Annotated in this window: 29 protein-coding genes; 22 read left to right on the top strand and 7 right to left on the bottom strand. The window is 34.3% G+C overall.

Annotated features, from left to right (window positions below; genetic code table 11):
- Window positions 1–43 precede the first annotated feature (43 nt).
- The 6 genes from ACEN33_RS00145 to ACEN33_RS00120 all read right to left on the bottom strand — a co-directional run bounded on the left by ACEN33_RS00145 (window position 44) and on the right by ACEN33_RS00120 (window position 4,214).
- Entirely contained in the window at window positions 44–637 is a 594-nt protein-coding gene (locus tag ACEN33_RS00145) for a DUF5067 domain-containing protein (RefSeq protein ID WP_407094323.1), read from the bottom strand.
- Window positions 638–690: 53 nt separating this feature from the next.
- On the bottom strand, window positions 691–1,170 hold the full coding sequence (locus ACEN33_RS00140; RefSeq protein WP_407094322.1) for a S24 family peptidase: 480 nt from the start codon (window positions 1,168–1,170) through the stop codon (window positions 691–693).
- A gap of 25 nt (window positions 1,171–1,195) precedes the next feature.
- Complete coding sequence (locus ACEN33_RS00135) at window positions 1,196–1,816, bottom strand: hypothetical protein (protein ID WP_407094321.1); 621 nt, start codon at window positions 1,814–1,816, stop codon at window positions 1,196–1,198.
- A gap of 11 nt (window positions 1,817–1,827) precedes the next feature.
- On the bottom strand, window positions 1,828–2,655 hold the full coding sequence (locus ACEN33_RS00130) for a tetratricopeptide repeat protein (RefSeq protein ID WP_407094320.1): 828 nt from the start codon (window positions 2,653–2,655) through the stop codon (window positions 1,828–1,830).
- A gap of 430 nt (window positions 2,656–3,085) precedes the next feature.
- Complete coding sequence (locus ACEN33_RS00125; protein ID WP_407094319.1) at window positions 3,086–3,448, bottom strand: PH domain-containing protein; 363 nt, start codon at window positions 3,446–3,448, stop codon at window positions 3,086–3,088.
- 79 nt (window positions 3,449–3,527) lie between these two features.
- On the bottom strand, window positions 3,528–4,214 hold the full coding sequence (locus ACEN33_RS00120; RefSeq protein WP_407094318.1) for a LexA family protein: 687 nt from the start codon (window positions 4,212–4,214) through the stop codon (window positions 3,528–3,530).
- Between the two features lie 161 nt (window positions 4,215–4,375).
- On the opposite strand from ACEN33_RS00120, the gene ACEN33_RS00115 reads away from it, so the two are divergent.
- Both ACEN33_RS00115 and ACEN33_RS00110 read left to right on the top strand, forming a co-directional pair.
- A complete protein-coding gene (locus ACEN33_RS00115; RefSeq protein WP_407094317.1) occupies window positions 4,376–4,609 on the top strand; it encodes a helix-turn-helix domain-containing protein in 234 nt (77 codons plus the stop codon).
- A 13-nt stretch (window positions 4,610–4,622) separates the two neighbouring features.
- Window positions 4,623–4,802 carry a hypothetical protein gene (locus tag ACEN33_RS00110; RefSeq protein ID WP_407094316.1) on the top strand — a complete coding sequence of 60 codons (180 nt, stop codon included), beginning with the start codon at window positions 4,623–4,625 and terminating at the stop codon, window positions 4,800–4,802.
- Here ACEN33_RS00110 and ACEN33_RS00105 read toward each other — a convergent pair.
- Window positions 4,799–5,278: a DUF2321 domain-containing protein gene (locus ACEN33_RS00105; RefSeq protein ID WP_407094315.1), complete on the bottom strand. Its 480-nt coding sequence runs from the start codon at window positions 5,276–5,278 to the stop codon at window positions 4,799–4,801. The two genes, ACEN33_RS00110 and ACEN33_RS00105, sit on opposite strands and share 4 nt — an antisense overlap.
- A gap of 50 nt (window positions 5,279–5,328) precedes the next feature.
- Here ACEN33_RS00105 and ACEN33_RS00100 point away from each other — a divergent pair, with 50 nt between their 5' ends.
- The 20 genes from ACEN33_RS00100 to ACEN33_RS00005 all read left to right on the top strand — a co-directional run bounded on the left by ACEN33_RS00100 (window position 5,329) and on the right by ACEN33_RS00005 (window position 13,995).
- On the top strand, window positions 5,329–5,652 hold the full coding sequence (locus tag ACEN33_RS00100) for a hypothetical protein (protein WP_407094314.1): 324 nt from the start codon (window positions 5,329–5,331) through the stop codon (window positions 5,650–5,652).
- Window positions 5,649–5,855 (top strand): helix-turn-helix domain-containing protein, encoded by a 207-nt coding sequence (locus ACEN33_RS00095; protein ID WP_407094313.1) that lies wholly within the window; start codon window positions 5,649–5,651, stop codon window positions 5,853–5,855. Before ACEN33_RS00100 ends, ACEN33_RS00095 begins: the two co-directional genes overlap by 4 nt.
- 206 nt (window positions 5,856–6,061) lie before the next feature.
- On the top strand, window positions 6,062–6,361 hold the full coding sequence (locus tag ACEN33_RS00090; RefSeq protein WP_407094312.1) for a hypothetical protein: 300 nt from the start codon (window positions 6,062–6,064) through the stop codon (window positions 6,359–6,361).
- Window positions 6,362–6,470: 109 nt separating this feature from the next.
- Window positions 6,471–7,361, top strand: a complete 891-nt coding sequence (locus tag ACEN33_RS00085) for a DnaD domain protein (protein ID WP_407094311.1) — start codon at window positions 6,471–6,473, stop codon at window positions 7,359–7,361.
- A gap of 4 nt (window positions 7,362–7,365) precedes the next feature.
- A complete protein-coding gene (locus ACEN33_RS00080) occupies window positions 7,366–7,875 on the top strand; it encodes a Holliday junction resolvase RecU (RefSeq protein WP_407094310.1) in 510 nt (169 codons plus the stop codon).
- A 5-nt stretch (window positions 7,876–7,880) separates the two neighbouring features.
- Window positions 7,881–8,822 (top strand): DUF3102 domain-containing protein, encoded by a 942-nt coding sequence (locus ACEN33_RS00075; protein WP_407094309.1) that lies wholly within the window; start codon window positions 7,881–7,883, stop codon window positions 8,820–8,822.
- Window positions 8,815–9,039 carry an ORF6C domain-containing protein gene (locus ACEN33_RS00070; RefSeq protein ID WP_407094308.1) on the top strand — a complete coding sequence of 75 codons (225 nt, stop codon included), beginning with the start codon at window positions 8,815–8,817 and terminating at the stop codon, window positions 9,037–9,039. Before ACEN33_RS00075 ends, ACEN33_RS00070 begins: the two co-directional genes overlap by 8 nt.
- Window positions 9,017–9,295: an ORF6C domain-containing protein gene (locus ACEN33_RS00065; RefSeq protein ID WP_407094307.1), complete on the top strand. Its 279-nt coding sequence runs from the start codon at window positions 9,017–9,019 to the stop codon at window positions 9,293–9,295. Before ACEN33_RS00070 ends, ACEN33_RS00065 begins: the two co-directional genes overlap by 23 nt.
- Window positions 9,270–9,587 (top strand): MazG-like family protein, encoded by a 318-nt coding sequence (locus tag ACEN33_RS00060; RefSeq protein ID WP_407094306.1) that lies wholly within the window; start codon window positions 9,270–9,272, stop codon window positions 9,585–9,587. The genes ACEN33_RS00065 and ACEN33_RS00060 overlap by 26 nt, the downstream gene beginning before the upstream one ends.
- Before the next feature lie 16 nt (window positions 9,588–9,603).
- Complete coding sequence (locus ACEN33_RS00055) at window positions 9,604–10,080, top strand: hypothetical protein (protein ID WP_407094305.1); 477 nt, start codon at window positions 9,604–9,606, stop codon at window positions 10,078–10,080.
- A gap of 19 nt (window positions 10,081–10,099) precedes the next feature.
- A complete protein-coding gene (locus ACEN33_RS00050) occupies window positions 10,100–10,396 on the top strand; it encodes a hypothetical protein (protein WP_407094304.1) in 297 nt (98 codons plus the stop codon).
- 20 nt (window positions 10,397–10,416) lie between these two features.
- A complete protein-coding gene (locus ACEN33_RS00045; RefSeq protein ID WP_407094303.1) occupies window positions 10,417–10,611 on the top strand; it encodes a hypothetical protein in 195 nt (64 codons plus the stop codon).
- A gap of 131 nt (window positions 10,612–10,742) precedes the next feature.
- Window positions 10,743–11,078 (top strand): hypothetical protein, encoded by a 336-nt coding sequence (locus ACEN33_RS00040; RefSeq protein ID WP_407094302.1) that lies wholly within the window; start codon window positions 10,743–10,745, stop codon window positions 11,076–11,078.
- A 1-nt stretch (window position 11,079) separates the two neighbouring features.
- Window positions 11,080–11,262, top strand: a complete 183-nt coding sequence (locus ACEN33_RS00035; RefSeq protein WP_407094301.1) for a hypothetical protein — start codon at window positions 11,080–11,082, stop codon at window positions 11,260–11,262.
- A complete protein-coding gene (locus ACEN33_RS00030; RefSeq protein ID WP_407094300.1) occupies window positions 11,252–11,410 on the top strand; it encodes a hypothetical protein in 159 nt (52 codons plus the stop codon). The genes ACEN33_RS00035 and ACEN33_RS00030 overlap by 11 nt, the downstream gene beginning before the upstream one ends.
- Window positions 11,407–11,874 (top strand): single-stranded DNA-binding protein, encoded by a 468-nt coding sequence (gene ssb / locus ACEN33_RS00025; protein WP_407094299.1) that lies wholly within the window; start codon window positions 11,407–11,409, stop codon window positions 11,872–11,874. Before ACEN33_RS00030 ends, ssb begins: the two co-directional genes overlap by 4 nt.
- Before the next feature lie 15 nt (window positions 11,875–11,889).
- On the top strand, window positions 11,890–12,093 hold the full coding sequence (locus tag ACEN33_RS00020; RefSeq protein WP_407094298.1) for a hypothetical protein: 204 nt from the start codon (window positions 11,890–11,892) through the stop codon (window positions 12,091–12,093).
- Between the two features lie 18 nt (window positions 12,094–12,111).
- Window positions 12,112–12,522, top strand: coding sequence for an ArpU family phage packaging/lysis transcriptional regulator (locus tag ACEN33_RS00015; RefSeq protein WP_407094297.1), 411 nt, complete (start codon window positions 12,112–12,114; stop codon window positions 12,520–12,522).
- Between the two features lie 192 nt (window positions 12,523–12,714).
- Entirely contained in the window at window positions 12,715–13,557 is an 843-nt protein-coding gene (locus tag ACEN33_RS00010; RefSeq protein ID WP_407094296.1) for a hypothetical protein, read from the top strand.
- A 3-nt stretch (window positions 13,558–13,560) separates the two neighbouring features.
- Window positions 13,561–13,995 carry a hypothetical protein gene (locus ACEN33_RS00005; RefSeq protein WP_407094295.1) on the top strand — a complete coding sequence of 145 codons (435 nt, stop codon included), beginning with the start codon at window positions 13,561–13,563 and terminating at the stop codon, window positions 13,993–13,995.
- Window positions 13,996–14,117 lie beyond the last annotated feature (122 nt).

Here is a 14,117-nt window from a genome sequence, read left to right as displayed (position 1 = left end):
CCTCACTCCATTGGTCGCCAAACTAGAGGAGTGGGGTGTTTTATTATAGTTCGTTTAAATCAATTTCCATATAATAAGGATCTTTATTGAATGTTATTAGTTCATCAATTTCTAAAAGCAATGGCTTGCTCATATCTTCAATACCAACTGTTGTATGTGCTCCGCTTATTTTACCACCTGATTTCACTTCTTTTTGACCTTTACCTAAATCGACACCATCTACAAATATAGCACTATCCGTTTCGACTCCATCTTGGAATCCTTTAGCTGAAAATGTCAGGTAGGGTGATTTTGAATCTTCTGAATTATTTTCCCAATCATAAGTAATAACCAAAGCTTGGTTGCCTTCGTAATCATCTGCTATTGATAAATCAGTGATGGTAAAAGTAACATCTGCCAGAGATAAAGCTTTTCCAACCTCGATGATATTATCGTCAACTTCCACTGGTTCTGGTTCTGTAGCTTCTGAAACATCATCGCTTGCTGTCACCTGCGAACTTTCAACAACGTTTGCGCTCTCAGTGTCATCGTCATCAAATACACCTGCAAGCCCTAGACCAACAAAGACTAATGCCAATAAACCAATCCAACTTAAACAACCCATTTTCTTTTTGGTTCTTTCATTTCTTCTTCTCATAATTTTCCCTCCTATATAGTAAGCGCCCAAGTTAATGAACGCTATTTTTTATCTTACAATAATACCTTGCCTAATACCGTTACTTGACTTGGATCAAAGTGCATATCTTCATATTCAGGGTTTTCTGATTTTAATGTAACTGTATCACCGTTGACATAAAACCTCTTACAAGTAACTCCATCACCTTCAATACGCACAATAGCAATCTCGCCATTCTCAACTTGTGGCTGATGTGTGATATACACATCTTCGCCATCTTTTATCAATGGCTCCATCGACTTACCAACAACTTCCACCAATTCATCAGCGCCTCTTGGCACCATTGAAGCAGATAAGACCTCGGTGTGAGCTCCATAATCATCAGAGTACAGTGCAGAACCCGGTGCAGTTTGTCTTCCTCGAATAATTTTCTTACCGTCAGGAAACTTCACTACGTTGTTTTGTTCTTCCAATTGTTGTTCAGCAACATCATAAACATATTTTTGTCTAGGCGTTTCTATACATCTTCCACAATCCCACTCCTTACCGGCCAAAGTAGGGGAGTGGGATTTTTATTTTTTATCTAGCTGTGAAATCCACGGATGACAATCCACTTATTTCAATTTCTTGGCCATCTTCCAGGTTTAAAGCAATTTTATCAACGCCCCATTCAGCTTCGGAATCCAAAATTTCGTTTACTTTAGTTTTACCTCCTTTTTCACTTCGGACAAAAAAGTTTCCTGAACCCGCTTCGGTTGTTGCGATATACGATCCTGCTTTTATATCTACACCAACAATCCATGTTCCTGTACCTAATGATTCTCTTAATTCAGTCTCATAAGGAGTGAAGTATACCGCATTTAAACCTGATATTTCAATTTCGTGACCTTCCTCTAAGTCAACGGTGATGCTAGGAACACCCCAATCATCAGCATTATCCAGAATTTCATTTACCACTGATGAACCACTTTCATTGCGAACAAAGAAATTACCAGACCCATCGCCTTTAATTTCATATCTTCCTGCAGGAACATCAGTTCCGACTAACCAATTACCTGTGAATAGTTCAACTTCTTCTAAATCTTTATAATCTTTCTCTCGCTGTTCTATGATTTCTGCAACATCATTGCTTTGCGCCACTACAGATACAAAATTACTTAATACAAATAAACTTGATAGTAACAATAAACTCTTTTTCATTTAATCATCTCCTATGTCTTTTGTTTATTCAATAGAACTTTTGCTTTTTCTAATCTTTCGGTATTCTTATCCAAAGATTTTTCAAAATAAACTTTTTGATTTTCATGCGCAAGATTCTTCCCGTTTTTTGTCTCTTTATTAAAATTATCAATTTGAATTTTTATACCCCGCTCCAATGCTTTAACTTCACTTTGATAGTCTTTGCGCTTTCTATATATCTTCGCTAAATAATCAGTGCAAGCAGGGGAGGAGAAACCTTTATCAAAAGCCATCAATAAATATTTTTCAGCTTTTTCAAAATCTTTATTTTTGTAAAACCCAATTCCTTCTAATTGATCTAAGTAGCCAAGATGTTCTTCTACGGTTTTATTGGTTTCAATACCAGCTTTTTTTGCGTTCGACACATCTTGCCTAAATCTTTTTATTTCGGCTTTCCTATCAACTTTATATTTTTCAAGGTGCTCGTTTTGATGTGTATCAATGATACTTTGATATTTATTGATAATTTCATTGCCTAGATTGGTGATAGACCAATTTTTTATTAAACCCTTTGACTCTAGTAATTTCTTTCCTTCATAAAAATCGATACCATATTTATATTCAAAGTATACCGGAATCCTCCGTTGGCTATTATATTTGTCCATCCAATATAATTGGTAAACGTGACCGGGTAATAAACCATCTTCGTTTCTAATCATCATATCTGGACTAACCGCCATATCAGGGAACATTTCTATCCTTTTATTCCACTCATTCATATCTCGGTTAGGGTTAATGTAAGGTTCTTCAGTAGATTTATTCCTAAACAAGCCAGAAAACAACTTACTAAATATTGACACGACATAACGCCTCCTATGGTATAATTTATTTGAAATAGCATAACCCTAGCCAGAGTTGGTCGCTCTGACTGGGGTATTTTTTATTTCAATGAAATATCATATAACTTCTCTAGCATGATTTGATTCAATAAATTGGAGCGTACTTTTTCTCCATGCGATTTAATAATAACTCTTATTACGACATATAACAGAGTATATGTAATAGATAAGCCAAGAAATATTGATATGAATAAACCAGAATCTGTTTCAGTGGTCGTGCTTGCGAAATAACTACTTGAATTAAAAGTTGTAGTAGTTGAAAGACTTCCAGCAATAACATAACTTCCTATTAGCATCAAAACCCAAAATATATTGTTCACCACATTGTACCAACGAGTTGCATTTTTTACATATCTTACCCTCCAAAGTAGGGGAAAGGGATTTTGTATGATTATAAGCACATTTCTTGTAGTAGTAAATCAAACTCTCTAACGTTAACTTTCTTTGCAAGATTTATCTTTATCACACCTACCCTTGTCCATAATTGAACTTCAGAGGTAAAGTCAATTGATCCAGCGTTTTCAGTTGACCACATATGGATACTTTTATAAGGTAAACTATATATTTCTTTTTTTCTACCTGTAAGACCTTGCGAATCAATCACTATTAATCTTTTATTGGTGAATGATGCGACGTCTCTAACTGTTTTATAAGATTTATAAACTTGCTCATCACTTCTAAGCATTTGAGCTATTTCTTTCGGTGTGTTGATTTCTTGATTAAAAACCCAATTTGCAAATACATCTAATGCCATTATATTACCTCCTATGGTATAATTTATTTGAAATAGCATAACCCTAGCCAGAGTTGGCCGCTCTGACTGGGGTATTCTTTTATAACAACACCTTACCTAATACAGTAATTTGACTTGGATCAAAGTGCATATCTTCGTATTCAGGGTTTTCTGATTTCAACGTAACTGTATCACCGTCAACATAAAACCTCTTACAAGTAACCCCATCATTTTCAATCCTTACAATCGCAATCTCGCCATTTTCAACTTGTGGCTGATGTCTGATATAAACATCTTCACCATCTTTTATCAAAGGCTCCATCGACTTACCAACAACTTCTACTAGCTCATCAGCGCCTCTTGGAACCATTGAAGCAGATAATACTTCGGTGTGTGCTCCGTAATCATCAGAATACAGCGCGGAACCTGCTGCAGTTTGTCGCCCTCGAATGATTTTCTTGCCGTCAGGAAACTTCACTACGTTGTTTTGTTCTTCCAATTGTTGTTCAGCAACGTCATAAACATATTTTTGTCTAGGCGGTTCGAGTTGATTGTAGATGCGAATTATATCTTCATTTTTTTCAAAGCCCAATATATATTCAGGGGTCAATCCTAAAACTCTAGCAAATTCATTCGCTCTATTGATAGGAAATTCTCTCGTGCGATTGAAATATCTCGATAACGCAGATTTAGCCATATCAACTCGTCGGGCTAGCTCGCTCATCGAGATACCCATTTCTTTAACTCTTTCTTCTATTATTGTAACTATTTCATCGTTTGTTCTCATTAGTACCTCCTCCCTTGACAACATTATACCAACGTTCCCAAACGGATACAATAATAAAGATAAAATAAATTAATTGAATTTAATTTAGGTTTATGTGTTGACATTCGAGAACGAGCATAATATATTATAAGTGTTCCCGAAAGGGAACAGAAGGGGGTATTATGACACTTGATTTATTGCGCTTAAAAGCTGAGAGAGTCGCTAAAGGACTATCACAAGACGAAATGGCTCGAAAGATGGGCTGGAAAACCAGAACACCTTATGCCAAAAGAGAAAATGGTATTGTTAATATTGGCGCAGATGAATTAGTTAAGATGGCTAGCATTTTAGGTTATAGCAAGAATGAACTAGGTATTTTTTTTACAACTACCGTTCCCAAAAAAGAACGATTATAAAGGAGAGATTCTAATGAAAACAACATTAAAAACACTCACCCTAATTACTGCTGGATTGGTAGTCGGTGTGGTAGTAGGGCGAGTGGGTAAAAAAGAATTAGCACATAAAAGTGGCTTTTTGTTAATCGATATTGATAATTCAACAATAACCGATGTAATTAATGAGTATTTGAGGGTTAAGAATAAGAATTAATTATCTGGAAATAACGTTTTCTTAGCTGTCTCACTAATTACATCGACAAGTAAATTATACATTGCATTTTTAACCACATCAGTTGCTTTTTGCATGGTTGTTTTATATTTCGCCTGAGCAATCGGAGAAGTAGGAGTATCTACTAATAAATCTGGAATGATATTTTTTATTAGCTCTTTATTATCCTCAGTTAAATTTTCATCTAGTACAACTAATTCAACTGCATTATCAATGACGAGTTGAGTCCAAGGAAACGGATTGGAACAGTTATAGCAATAGTTTGGGCGATCATATGTCGATGGTCCTAAGTAGACAATATCAGGAACTTCATATTCACCTTGAATAAGTGTAGAACATTTTTGACATTCACTGATAGTTTCTTTACCGCATAAATCACAATACTTTTGTGAATTAGCATTTGAATCTGAAAGAACATGGCCATTTTTGCAAATAGTAGCATTTTTGTAATAGCCCATTATTTCACCTCCTTCCATAAGGAGAGTATACCAAAGAAAGGAAGATAAAAATGAATATAATCAAAGCAACTTTCACACCCCAGTATTGGGCACTGCCCAAAGACATCGCATTAATCTTTGGCTACAAAAGCCCGACCAAGCTATTAACATCATTCAGAGCATTCTGCGACAGCAGACCTAATTACTTCAATCCTACTAAACCTTACAAGGCAGAAGAAGGCACAAAGACATTGTATAACATTTACGCTTTTGCGCACTACTTCGAAAATCGTGAGCTACTGGATGCAGGGAGTCGTTCGATTAAGTTCGATGATGACTTGCCAAGATTGATTCAGGCTTATGGCTTACATTTACTAAGGGAGGAAGTGGTATGAGTTTTATCGGAGAGAATTTAAGGTTGTTGCGTGAAAGTGCATGGATGACATGCCGAGAGCTAGCTTACGAATTTGATGTACATCATGCAACCATATCGAACTGGGAAAGTGGAAAGTTAGAAATAAGCGATGAACGTTTAGAAGAATACGCAGATTTTTTCGGGGTAACAATAGAAGAAATTATGTACGGAGTGATTAGATGAGAGATGATACAAAATTTAAGGGAAAGTGAGATGTGAGAATGGAAATCAAAGACATGAAATACACCATAGAAAATGAAGTACAAAGACATGTTAAAGCGGAGCTAGAATCAAAGCGATTATCTAGAAGTCTTGTTCATTTTTTTGTTTTAGTAATAGGAATGATGGCCGTATATATTATTGCTCATATTTAAGACAAGGAGAAAGAGATGAATATAATTCTAGAAACAATTGTAAAGAAAGAAGAAGGATGGGAAGTAAATGAAAGCTATGCATGTAAACATGGAGAAATATATACGGCATGCATTCAAATGATGATGGGATACTTTAGGACTGGAATCTATCACAGAGGTTATGCGATATGGGAACAGGATCATATGGGCAAAGACATACTGGAATTAAGAGAAGTAGTTAAAGAGCTAAACATCGAAGTAGTCATGGCTAATGATGACCCTAGAAGATACATAAACGGAGTGATTGATGATGTTGAGGAAAGTAGAGCATTATGATGCGATTAGACAAAAAAACCGCTAGAGCGGCAACCCGTAGCGGGCTTAATAAAATATTCAAACCAATTATAACATGACGACACGTAACAGGAAAGAAGGTAAGCATAATATGACTGAAAAATTAAAAGTAGAAGGTATTTTGTCTCTAGGTTATGGAGTTATACCTAAGTTGGTAATGAAAGACAAAAATATTTCGATTGAAGCAAAATCAATATACGCATACTTATGCAGTTATGCAGGCAATGGAGAGACAGCTTTTCCATCAGTAAGCCTTATTTGTGAAGATTTAGGAATTAGCGAAAACAGATTATATAAACACAGAAAGCAACTTGTAGAAGCTGGATATATAAAAATTGAACGAGAACGCAAAGAAGTTGGATGGAGCAACAATGTTTACACAATTGCTCACACCGTATACCTACAAAACGAAGGTATACAGACAGTACACCGTCAAAACGAAGGTATACAAAACGAAGGTATACAAAACGAAGGCATAGGAAACAAAGGCATACAAAACGAAGGTACTAATAATAACAGTTCTAATAATAACAGTTTTAATAATAACAATAATAATACTAGTAGAAGTAGCGATGAAGAAATTGCGAAAATTTCAGACTTCTACCAAAAAAACATTGGAATGTTAGCGCCCAATACTGCAGAGCATTTAATCGACAGTTATAAAACTTTTGGTTATGACATGGTTATCCATGCTTTAACTCTAACAGTTGATAGACATGCTAATTATGGATATGCAAAGAGCATTATGCAACGTTGGTTAAAAAATAATATTAAAACAATGGATGATGTTAAAGCAGAAGAAGTAGCTTTTAAAAATAGAAAACAAAAGGTAACTAACTTCAAGAAAAACTCAAATTATGAAGAAATTATTCCAAGCTGGATGACTGATAAGGAAAAACAAGAAGTAATTGAAGAACCAGAAGTATCAAGTGAAAGCGAAGAAACATTAAGAGAGCGACTCAGTGCATTGATAGGAGAGTGATTACATGAGTGTAAAAGGAGCTTATGCTGCTAAACGTAACGGAGATTTTTTTGAGAATCTAATTAATGCATCATGTATTCATTATTCTAAACAAGGTATAGCTTACATACAGAAGACACCTGAACCGATGAGACCAGTTAGAGCACTTAATCGTAATAGAGGCCAGTATATGGCTGTATACGAGAAAAAAGCTCAACCAGACTTTACAGGAACTTTAACAGGTGGGACGTCAGTCATTTTTGAAGCGAAGCATACGGAATCACCAAGAATAGAATTTAACCGGATTAGTAGTCAACAAGAATTAGATCTTGAAGCGCATCATAAACTAGGAGCTATTACTTTTGTACTGCTTAGTTTTAGTGCTAAGGACTTTTATAGAGTGCCTTACAGCGAGTGGATAAGCCTTAAAGAATCCATTGGCAAGAAGTCACTTAATCAGACGGATTTAGAAACATATCGCCTCATAAACCAAGGTAGATTAATTCCATTTTTAGATGGATTAGTAGAGGAGTGAGATATATGCATGAATTATCACTTAGTAATGACTTAAACCAATTAGAGTTGGAGATTACGCATCATAAAAATATAGCCGGTCAATCTGTATGGGAGATTGGTAAAAGATTAAATCACGTAAAAACAAATAACTTAACGCATGGTGAATTTGGTAAGTGGCTGGACAAGATAAAGATTGGGCAACGTGAAGCTCAAAGAATGATGAAAGTTTCTTTAGAACTACCAAATACGACAACGTTGTCGCATTTAGGTGTTACAGCATTAAATCTAATAGCTTCTCTTCCAGAAGAAGAACGAGAAAAAGAACATGTTACTTCAAAAGGCGAAACAAAGACACCGGATGAAATGACGGTTAGAGAATTACAGGAATTAAAAAAACAGTTATCACGAGCTGAGATACAGCTTAAAATCTCTGAACAAGATAATGAGACGAAACAAAAAGATATAGATCGCCTCATGAAACAAAATAAAACTTTAGCAAAAGAGAAAGAAATCGTTATTGAGAAACATGTTATACCTGATGATTATGATGCGACTAAAGAACAAAACGAGCATTTAAAAGGTCAGTACAAATCTTTAAATGATAGCTATGAATCAATTAAGAAACAATACGATGAATTGCTAGACAGTCGTAAAGAAGTTGAAGAGAAGTCTATGAAGTATGACGAGATTACTCAAGCTATCCATAAAGCTGAAGGTAAGTTAAATGCACAACAGAAAGAGATTGCTGCATATCGCAATTTAATAGACACAACCAAAGAAATGAATAAGTTTTTAGATGCTGCATCGCACTTAATCTATATGGACGATATGGACATTTTAAATCAAGACAAACTAGCGATTGATGAACTAGAGCGACTGTTATCGAGAGTGGATTCATGGGCAATTGATTTACGTAAAAAGCTAAATTCTAAAGTTATTATTGAGGGGGAATTTACACATGAATAAAAATGAGATTGTAGGACAAAGTAAGGATCACACTAACGCAATTACATTGATAAATAGTATTGGACAGATTGGCGAAGCAATACAAGCTATTTCAACTCAGATGACAAATCATGAAAAACGCCTGTCTAAAGTTGAGGACACTATGAGAGTAAACGGTATTCAAGAGATGAAACTTACCAGTGCGGTTAATAAACGTGTCATCAGTTGGAGGGGGTAAAGAGTCTAGTGCTTATAACAACCGTAGTATACGAGGAAAAGTATATTCAGCCATTAACAAAGAGATTAAGCGATATTTTGGCATTCCTAGACGTGCGGAGATACCTGCTAAAGATTATAACGAAGCGATGGAGCTTATCGAGAATTGGGAATTAGATAAACAACTAAAAGAAGAAATTGTCATCGAGAACAATCAATTAATAAATATATTCAAGCAAGGGAGCAGAAAAAATGGCAGATATGAATCAACTAACTAGAGCGATTGAATTATGGAGTATCAATCATGAATTGGATAAATCTGAGCCTTCTAAGCAGTTTTTGAAGGTAGTTGAAGAATTAGGTGAAGTGGCATCTGGAATGGCTAGAAATGACTTACCTTTAATTATAGATAGCATTGGAGATGTTTATGTAACCTTAGTAATTTTAGCTCAGCAACATGGACTTAATATACAAGATTGTGTTGATGAAGCTTATACAGAAATTGCAGATCGAGTTGGAGTAAAAAGAAACGGCATTTTTATAAAACAGGAAGATTTAAGCAAAGACTAAATGGAGGAATTATAAAATGAAAAAAAGATATATAGCGTTATTAGCAGCAAGTATTTTTGCTTTAGGTGGTGTGTCGGGTTATGCCTCTTCGAATGTATTTGATAGTTTAAACCAAATTCGCGAGGACTATGATTTTACATTCGCATTTGCTAAACAAGAAAAAGAGCGTGCTGAACAATTACAAGCTCAACTAGATAGTGAGAGTGGAAGTAAAGAACAATTACAAACTGAAGTAGCTCAATTAAAACAAGATATTGAACAAATTAAGACAGATCACTCTATAGAGCTCACGAATAAGAATAGTGAGATTACAGAAAAACAAAGAGAGATTGAAGCGAAGCAGCAAGAAATTAATGAGAAGCAAAATCGTATTAATGAATTGAATAATGAACTAGGTGCAGTTAATGGGCAGTTGAGCCAGATTGAAGCACAAGTTAATGGGTTGTTAAATCATACTAATGATAAAGTTTCTGAGCTTACTGGGGATAATTAATATTGGGGTGAACTGTTGAATGAATAACATTTTTAAAGTAATTCAAGGTGTATTGTCGATATCCGTTATTTTATTAGTGGCATTCCTTTTATACATTTATATGGGGAATAACACTCAAGAGGAAGTTTCAGAATTATCAGTGGATCCAATTTTCGGACAAACATTAAGCGGTACTAATCCACAAACTGTACATTGGTATGAAGCTGGAGATGATATTAGACCAAATCTGTACCAAGTAGTCTATTTTCCAGAAGTTGTTACTAATGGAACTCAAGGACACTATGAAGTTTATCGCACGCTTGGGAAAGATAGATAACTATGTAAGGGAGTAAAAGAATGGATATAAATACAAAAATAAACTTGCTAGACAAAAAATACATACATACAAGTATGGACTTACTCTACCGACTAGAAATAGGAACACTCACACAACAAGAGTATATAACAGAAATGAAGAAGTTATCATATGAGTACAATAAGGAGTTTGTATTAATTTGTAAATTTAAAAATACTTGGGAGGAAAAGGAATGAAGAATTTAATAATAAGAATAAAACAAGCATTATGCAATCATCACTATGCAATTAATGTTAGATACGATGTGTACACAAATAAAGTTTCTAATCATCGAGTTTGTATTAAGTGCGGAAAGGTAAGTTAGTTTATGTCTAGAGCAAGTGAACATTTTGAAGAGTGGTTAGAAATGCTATCGCTGCTTGATATGAAAAATCTTAGTAAACCGGAGCAAGTAAGACTATATGATTTAAAGCTATTTTTTCGTGGTGGTAAAGTCAAATCAAACGAAAGAAGAAGAAAAGCTAAATCCAAGCCACTAGTATTAATAGATCCAAATGGAAAACGAACAATATATGAATCTAGGAAAGAATTAATCCAATTGGCTGGAGTAAATCCAGATGCACTTTATGATGCGCTACTAAGAGGAAATGGCCGGTTAACTCCAAAGAAATGGAAAGGCTACACCGTTAAGGAGATGACGTAATATGTCTAAATTATTTAATGTCGTAGTTTTCAGCGAGGGAGAGTATTTTGAATATCCAGTTGAAGCAGATGATGAAGATGAAGCAGCTAAAGAAATTGAATATTGTTTTAAGGGTTCAGATGGAGATTGGTTTGACGTTAAACCAAAAGTAATTAGAGTAACAGAGGTGGAATATGGAGATTGAATACACAACTTTAACAGATTTAGATGCGTGGTTTAGAGAAGAAGTATTTAATGCTATTAATTGCCGTGAAAATTTAGATGTGATTATTGATATAGCGAATAAATACAATGAACATCATGACAACTTACAAGGCGGTGGAAATAATTGAATTCAGTTGATTTAGTCGGACGACTTACAAAAGATATTGACTTGAAGTTTACAACAAACGGCACTGCTGTTGGAACATTCAATCTTGCTGTTAATAGAGACTATACTTCAAAAAATGGTGAGAGAGAGGCAGATTTTATTAGTTGTGTCATTTGGAGAAAAGCAGCAGAGAATCTAGCAAACTTTACGAAAAAAGGTTCATTATTAGGTGTACAAGGAAGATTACAAACAAGGACATATGATAACAAAGAAGGTCAACGAGTCTATGCAACTGAGCTAATCGTTGATAAGTTTCACTTATTAGAGTCAAAGAACAAAATTCAAGGCAATAACCAAAATAATAAATCAAACAGCAATACACAAGGCACTACAAATTATGATGCGAATTCATCTCGACATTATCAACCAAGTAAACCATTTGAAGGTACACCAGTTGATATTGATGACGATGATCTACCATTTTAAGGGAGGGTATTAATATTGCTAGTTGAAGATTATCATTATAGAGTCGTTGAAGATTCGAAGTTAGTTCATGGATACTTTAAGACAAAGGGATTAGCTTATCAGTATTTGTTAACTGAATATCCAAATAAACAAAAGAAGAATAAACGCAAGAAGAAGTTTGGATATGGTAATGGGGATGTTATGCCATGTGGATTTTATATTCAAAAAGTTAGAAAATAAGTTGTAGGAGGAATCGTATTGCTACTACCAGAAATAAACGAAAAAATGACACGAAGAAATGTAATGAAATTATTAGAGCAGTATCATAGTTTACGAAGATTGGCTGGTAGACAATACGAGCAAAAGCTTACAGCAAGCTATACATTGGAGCCTAAGGGCGATGGAGGTACAAGCAAGCCAGTAGAAGATATGGTTACTAGAAAGGTATCAGCAATTGAAATTATCAATCATATACACGATGCATTGAATAAGTTGAATGGTCAGCAGCGTAAACTATTGTGGGAGCATTATACAATCAGTGCACCTTCTGAATATGAGATAGTAACAAAGTTCAACATCAGTGTTGCGACTTATTATAGAAAGCTGGAGAAAGCCCAACTTGCTTTTGCAGAAGTCTATCACTTAGGAGAGTTGATAGTTGAGATGTAGTTAATTACAACTTAACTAAAATGAGAATGATTTGAGAAAATATTGAGAGAAAGTTGAGAATAACTTGAGAGTCTAGGGTGGTAGAATGATATTGTGGATAAGTGAAGATATCCACCTGACATTAAAAGTCTCCTATTTCCACCTCGCATGACGGGGTGGTTTTTGGTATAGTATTCTAAAAAGAGGAAAATAATGGCAAAAATTTATTTAGCAAAAATCAACTTAGTGGATTTTTCAAAGAAATTCAGAGACGGGGAAACTACCCCAAATGACATTATGAAGATACTATTTAATGGACTTGATCGAAATTTATCTGTAGATGATTTAGTTGATGAAAATATTTTCTATCGATTAAATATAGTCGATGTAAATATTAAGAAAAGTACTGTTAATGGTAGATTGTTAAAAGTATCGAAAACTGTAGAAGTTGAAACATTACCTGATGAAGAATCAAATTTAATAGAAACTAATTTATTGAAAAATGTGGTTTCAAGTGTGCCGTTTAGTTTTAAAACGGATATTCAACAATTAGCTTTTGTACAAAAAAATGATTTCAGGAAAGAGAGGTTCTTAGATTATTTTAAAAAATTAATCGAAGAACATTTTCCAGAGATTGGAGAAGTTGATTTCCAATTAATTTTTGATAAGGATGAACTTCATAGGAAACTATCTAGAATAGACAAACTAACTTTAGCTTCATTTATTTTAGTAAAGCCTAATGGAATAGCTGATGATTTACTTGAGGATATAGGTAATACACTGATTGATGCAGAAGCAAAAGAAGTGGACTTATCATTTAAAGGTGACCGAAGAAAACCTTTGGATAAGAACTCATCTATTTTAACAGAACTAATTGATTACGTAAGTAATGGATGGGGAATATTCAAAGGAAAAGGCTTTTCAGAAGAAGAAAATAAAACTATCTCTATCGACACATCCAAAGAAGTATTAAAGACTTATCCAGTAAATCAAGAGAATAAAGATTCTCCTCTATTTATACAAAATAGGGCATTTAATTACGATGAGGAGGAATAAAAAATGGCAGGCGAACAATCTGTTGATTTGATTATTAAATCAGTAAAAGAGATTACTTTTTATAAGATGTTAAAAGAAAACTATAATGAATTATACAGTAAAAGCGGGCTTGTTCGAGCGTTATTTTGTTTTATATTATCTATCTTATTTTGTGTTTTTCTAAGTTTTTCTATTTCGGAAGGAAATTACTTTGATTTATTATTCAATTTAATAATGACATTAATAGGAGGCTATCTTGGTTTAATTGCTTTTGCACTATCCGCAGTGGCTATTGTGACCGCGATGATTACTAATGAATTCCTGGTATATATTGTGGATAACAGTGGTTCTAAAAAAAAGGGACTTAAGAGTTTGAGAGGATTATTCTTTCCTTTTTATTTCTCGGCAGTACTAGATTTTATAGTGTTCGTTCTTCTTATTGTAAATCTATTATCCTGAATAATTCATAGTTTTACTAATAGTCTTTCCTAACATTGATTTAATAGTCTTTAAAGTAATCTGCTTCATCACCCATTAGGTGATGAAAAAAGACCCCCTTTCTGATATGGTTAATTCACCAC

It is taken from the genome of Ruoffia sp. FAM 24228, from assembly GCF_045528575.1.
Lineage (GTDB): Bacteria > Bacillota > Bacilli > Lactobacillales > Aerococcaceae > Ruoffia > Ruoffia halotolerans.
Note: the sequence above shows the minus strand (reverse complement) of the source record. Positions and strands in the feature narration are given on the sequence as shown.

Excerpts from the sequence above, each read along its gene's own strand:
- ACEN33_RS00040 (WP_407094302.1), top strand. The coding sequence starts at position 10,743 with ATGTCTAGAGCAAGTGAACATTTTGAAGAGTGGTTAGAAATGCTATCG.
- ACEN33_RS00030 (WP_407094300.1), top strand. The coding sequence starts at position 11,252 with ATGGAGATTGAATACACAACTTTAACAGATTTAGATGCGTGGTTTAGA.
- ACEN33_RS00060 (WP_407094306.1), top strand. The coding sequence starts at position 9,270 with ATGGCAGATATGAATCAACTAACTAGAGCGATTGAATTATGGAGTATC.
- ACEN33_RS00100 (WP_407094314.1), top strand. The coding sequence starts at position 5,329 with ATGAATATAATCAAAGCAACTTTCACACCCCAGTATTGGGCACTGCCC.
- ACEN33_RS00085 (WP_407094311.1), top strand. The coding sequence starts at position 6,471 with ATGACTGAAAAATTAAAAGTAGAAGGTATTTTGTCTCTAGGTTATGGA.
- ACEN33_RS00070 (WP_407094308.1), top strand. The coding sequence starts at position 8,815 with ATGAATAAAAATGAGATTGTAGGACAAAGTAAGGATCACACTAACGCA.
- ACEN33_RS00010 (WP_407094296.1), top strand. The coding sequence starts at position 12,715 with ATGGCAAAAATTTATTTAGCAAAAATCAACTTAGTGGATTTTTCAAAG.
- ACEN33_RS00075 (WP_407094309.1), top strand. The coding sequence starts at position 7,881 with ATGCATGAATTATCACTTAGTAATGACTTAAACCAATTAGAGTTGGAG.
- ACEN33_RS00135 (WP_407094321.1), bottom strand. The coding sequence starts at position 1,816 with ATGAAAAAGAGTTTATTGTTACTATCAAGTTTATTTGTATTAAGTAAT.
- ACEN33_RS00120 (WP_407094318.1), bottom strand. The coding sequence starts at position 4,214 with ATGAGAACAAACGATGAAATAGTTACAATAATAGAAGAAAGAGTTAAA.
- ACEN33_RS00115 (WP_407094317.1), top strand. The coding sequence starts at position 4,376 with ATGACACTTGATTTATTGCGCTTAAAAGCTGAGAGAGTCGCTAAAGGA.
- ACEN33_RS00055 (WP_407094305.1), top strand. The coding sequence starts at position 9,604 with ATGAAAAAAAGATATATAGCGTTATTAGCAGCAAGTATTTTTGCTTTA.
- ACEN33_RS00105 (WP_407094315.1), bottom strand. The coding sequence starts at position 5,278 with ATGGGCTATTACAAAAATGCTACTATTTGCAAAAATGGCCATGTTCTT.
- ACEN33_RS00035 (WP_407094301.1), top strand. The coding sequence starts at position 11,080 with ATGTCTAAATTATTTAATGTCGTAGTTTTCAGCGAGGGAGAGTATTTT.
- ACEN33_RS00080 (WP_407094310.1), top strand. The coding sequence starts at position 7,366 with ATGAGTGTAAAAGGAGCTTATGCTGCTAAACGTAACGGAGATTTTTTT.
- ACEN33_RS00145 (WP_407094323.1), bottom strand. The coding sequence starts at position 637 with ATGAGAAGAAGAAATGAAAGAACCAAAAAGAAAATGGGTTGTTTAAGT.
- ACEN33_RS00045 (WP_407094303.1), top strand. The coding sequence starts at position 10,417 with ATGGATATAAATACAAAAATAAACTTGCTAGACAAAAAATACATACAT.
- ACEN33_RS00005 (WP_407094295.1), top strand. The coding sequence starts at position 13,561 with ATGGCAGGCGAACAATCTGTTGATTTGATTATTAAATCAGTAAAAGAG.
- ACEN33_RS00050 (WP_407094304.1), top strand. The coding sequence starts at position 10,100 with ATGAATAACATTTTTAAAGTAATTCAAGGTGTATTGTCGATATCCGTT.
- ACEN33_RS00110 (WP_407094316.1), top strand. The coding sequence starts at position 4,623 with ATGAAAACAACATTAAAAACACTCACCCTAATTACTGCTGGATTGGTA.
- ACEN33_RS00125 (WP_407094319.1), bottom strand. The coding sequence starts at position 3,448 with ATGGCATTAGATGTATTTGCAAATTGGGTTTTTAATCAAGAAATCAAC.
- ACEN33_RS00095 (WP_407094313.1), top strand. The coding sequence starts at position 5,649 with ATGAGTTTTATCGGAGAGAATTTAAGGTTGTTGCGTGAAAGTGCATGG.
- ACEN33_RS00090 (WP_407094312.1), top strand. The coding sequence starts at position 6,062 with ATGAATATAATTCTAGAAACAATTGTAAAGAAAGAAGAAGGATGGGAA.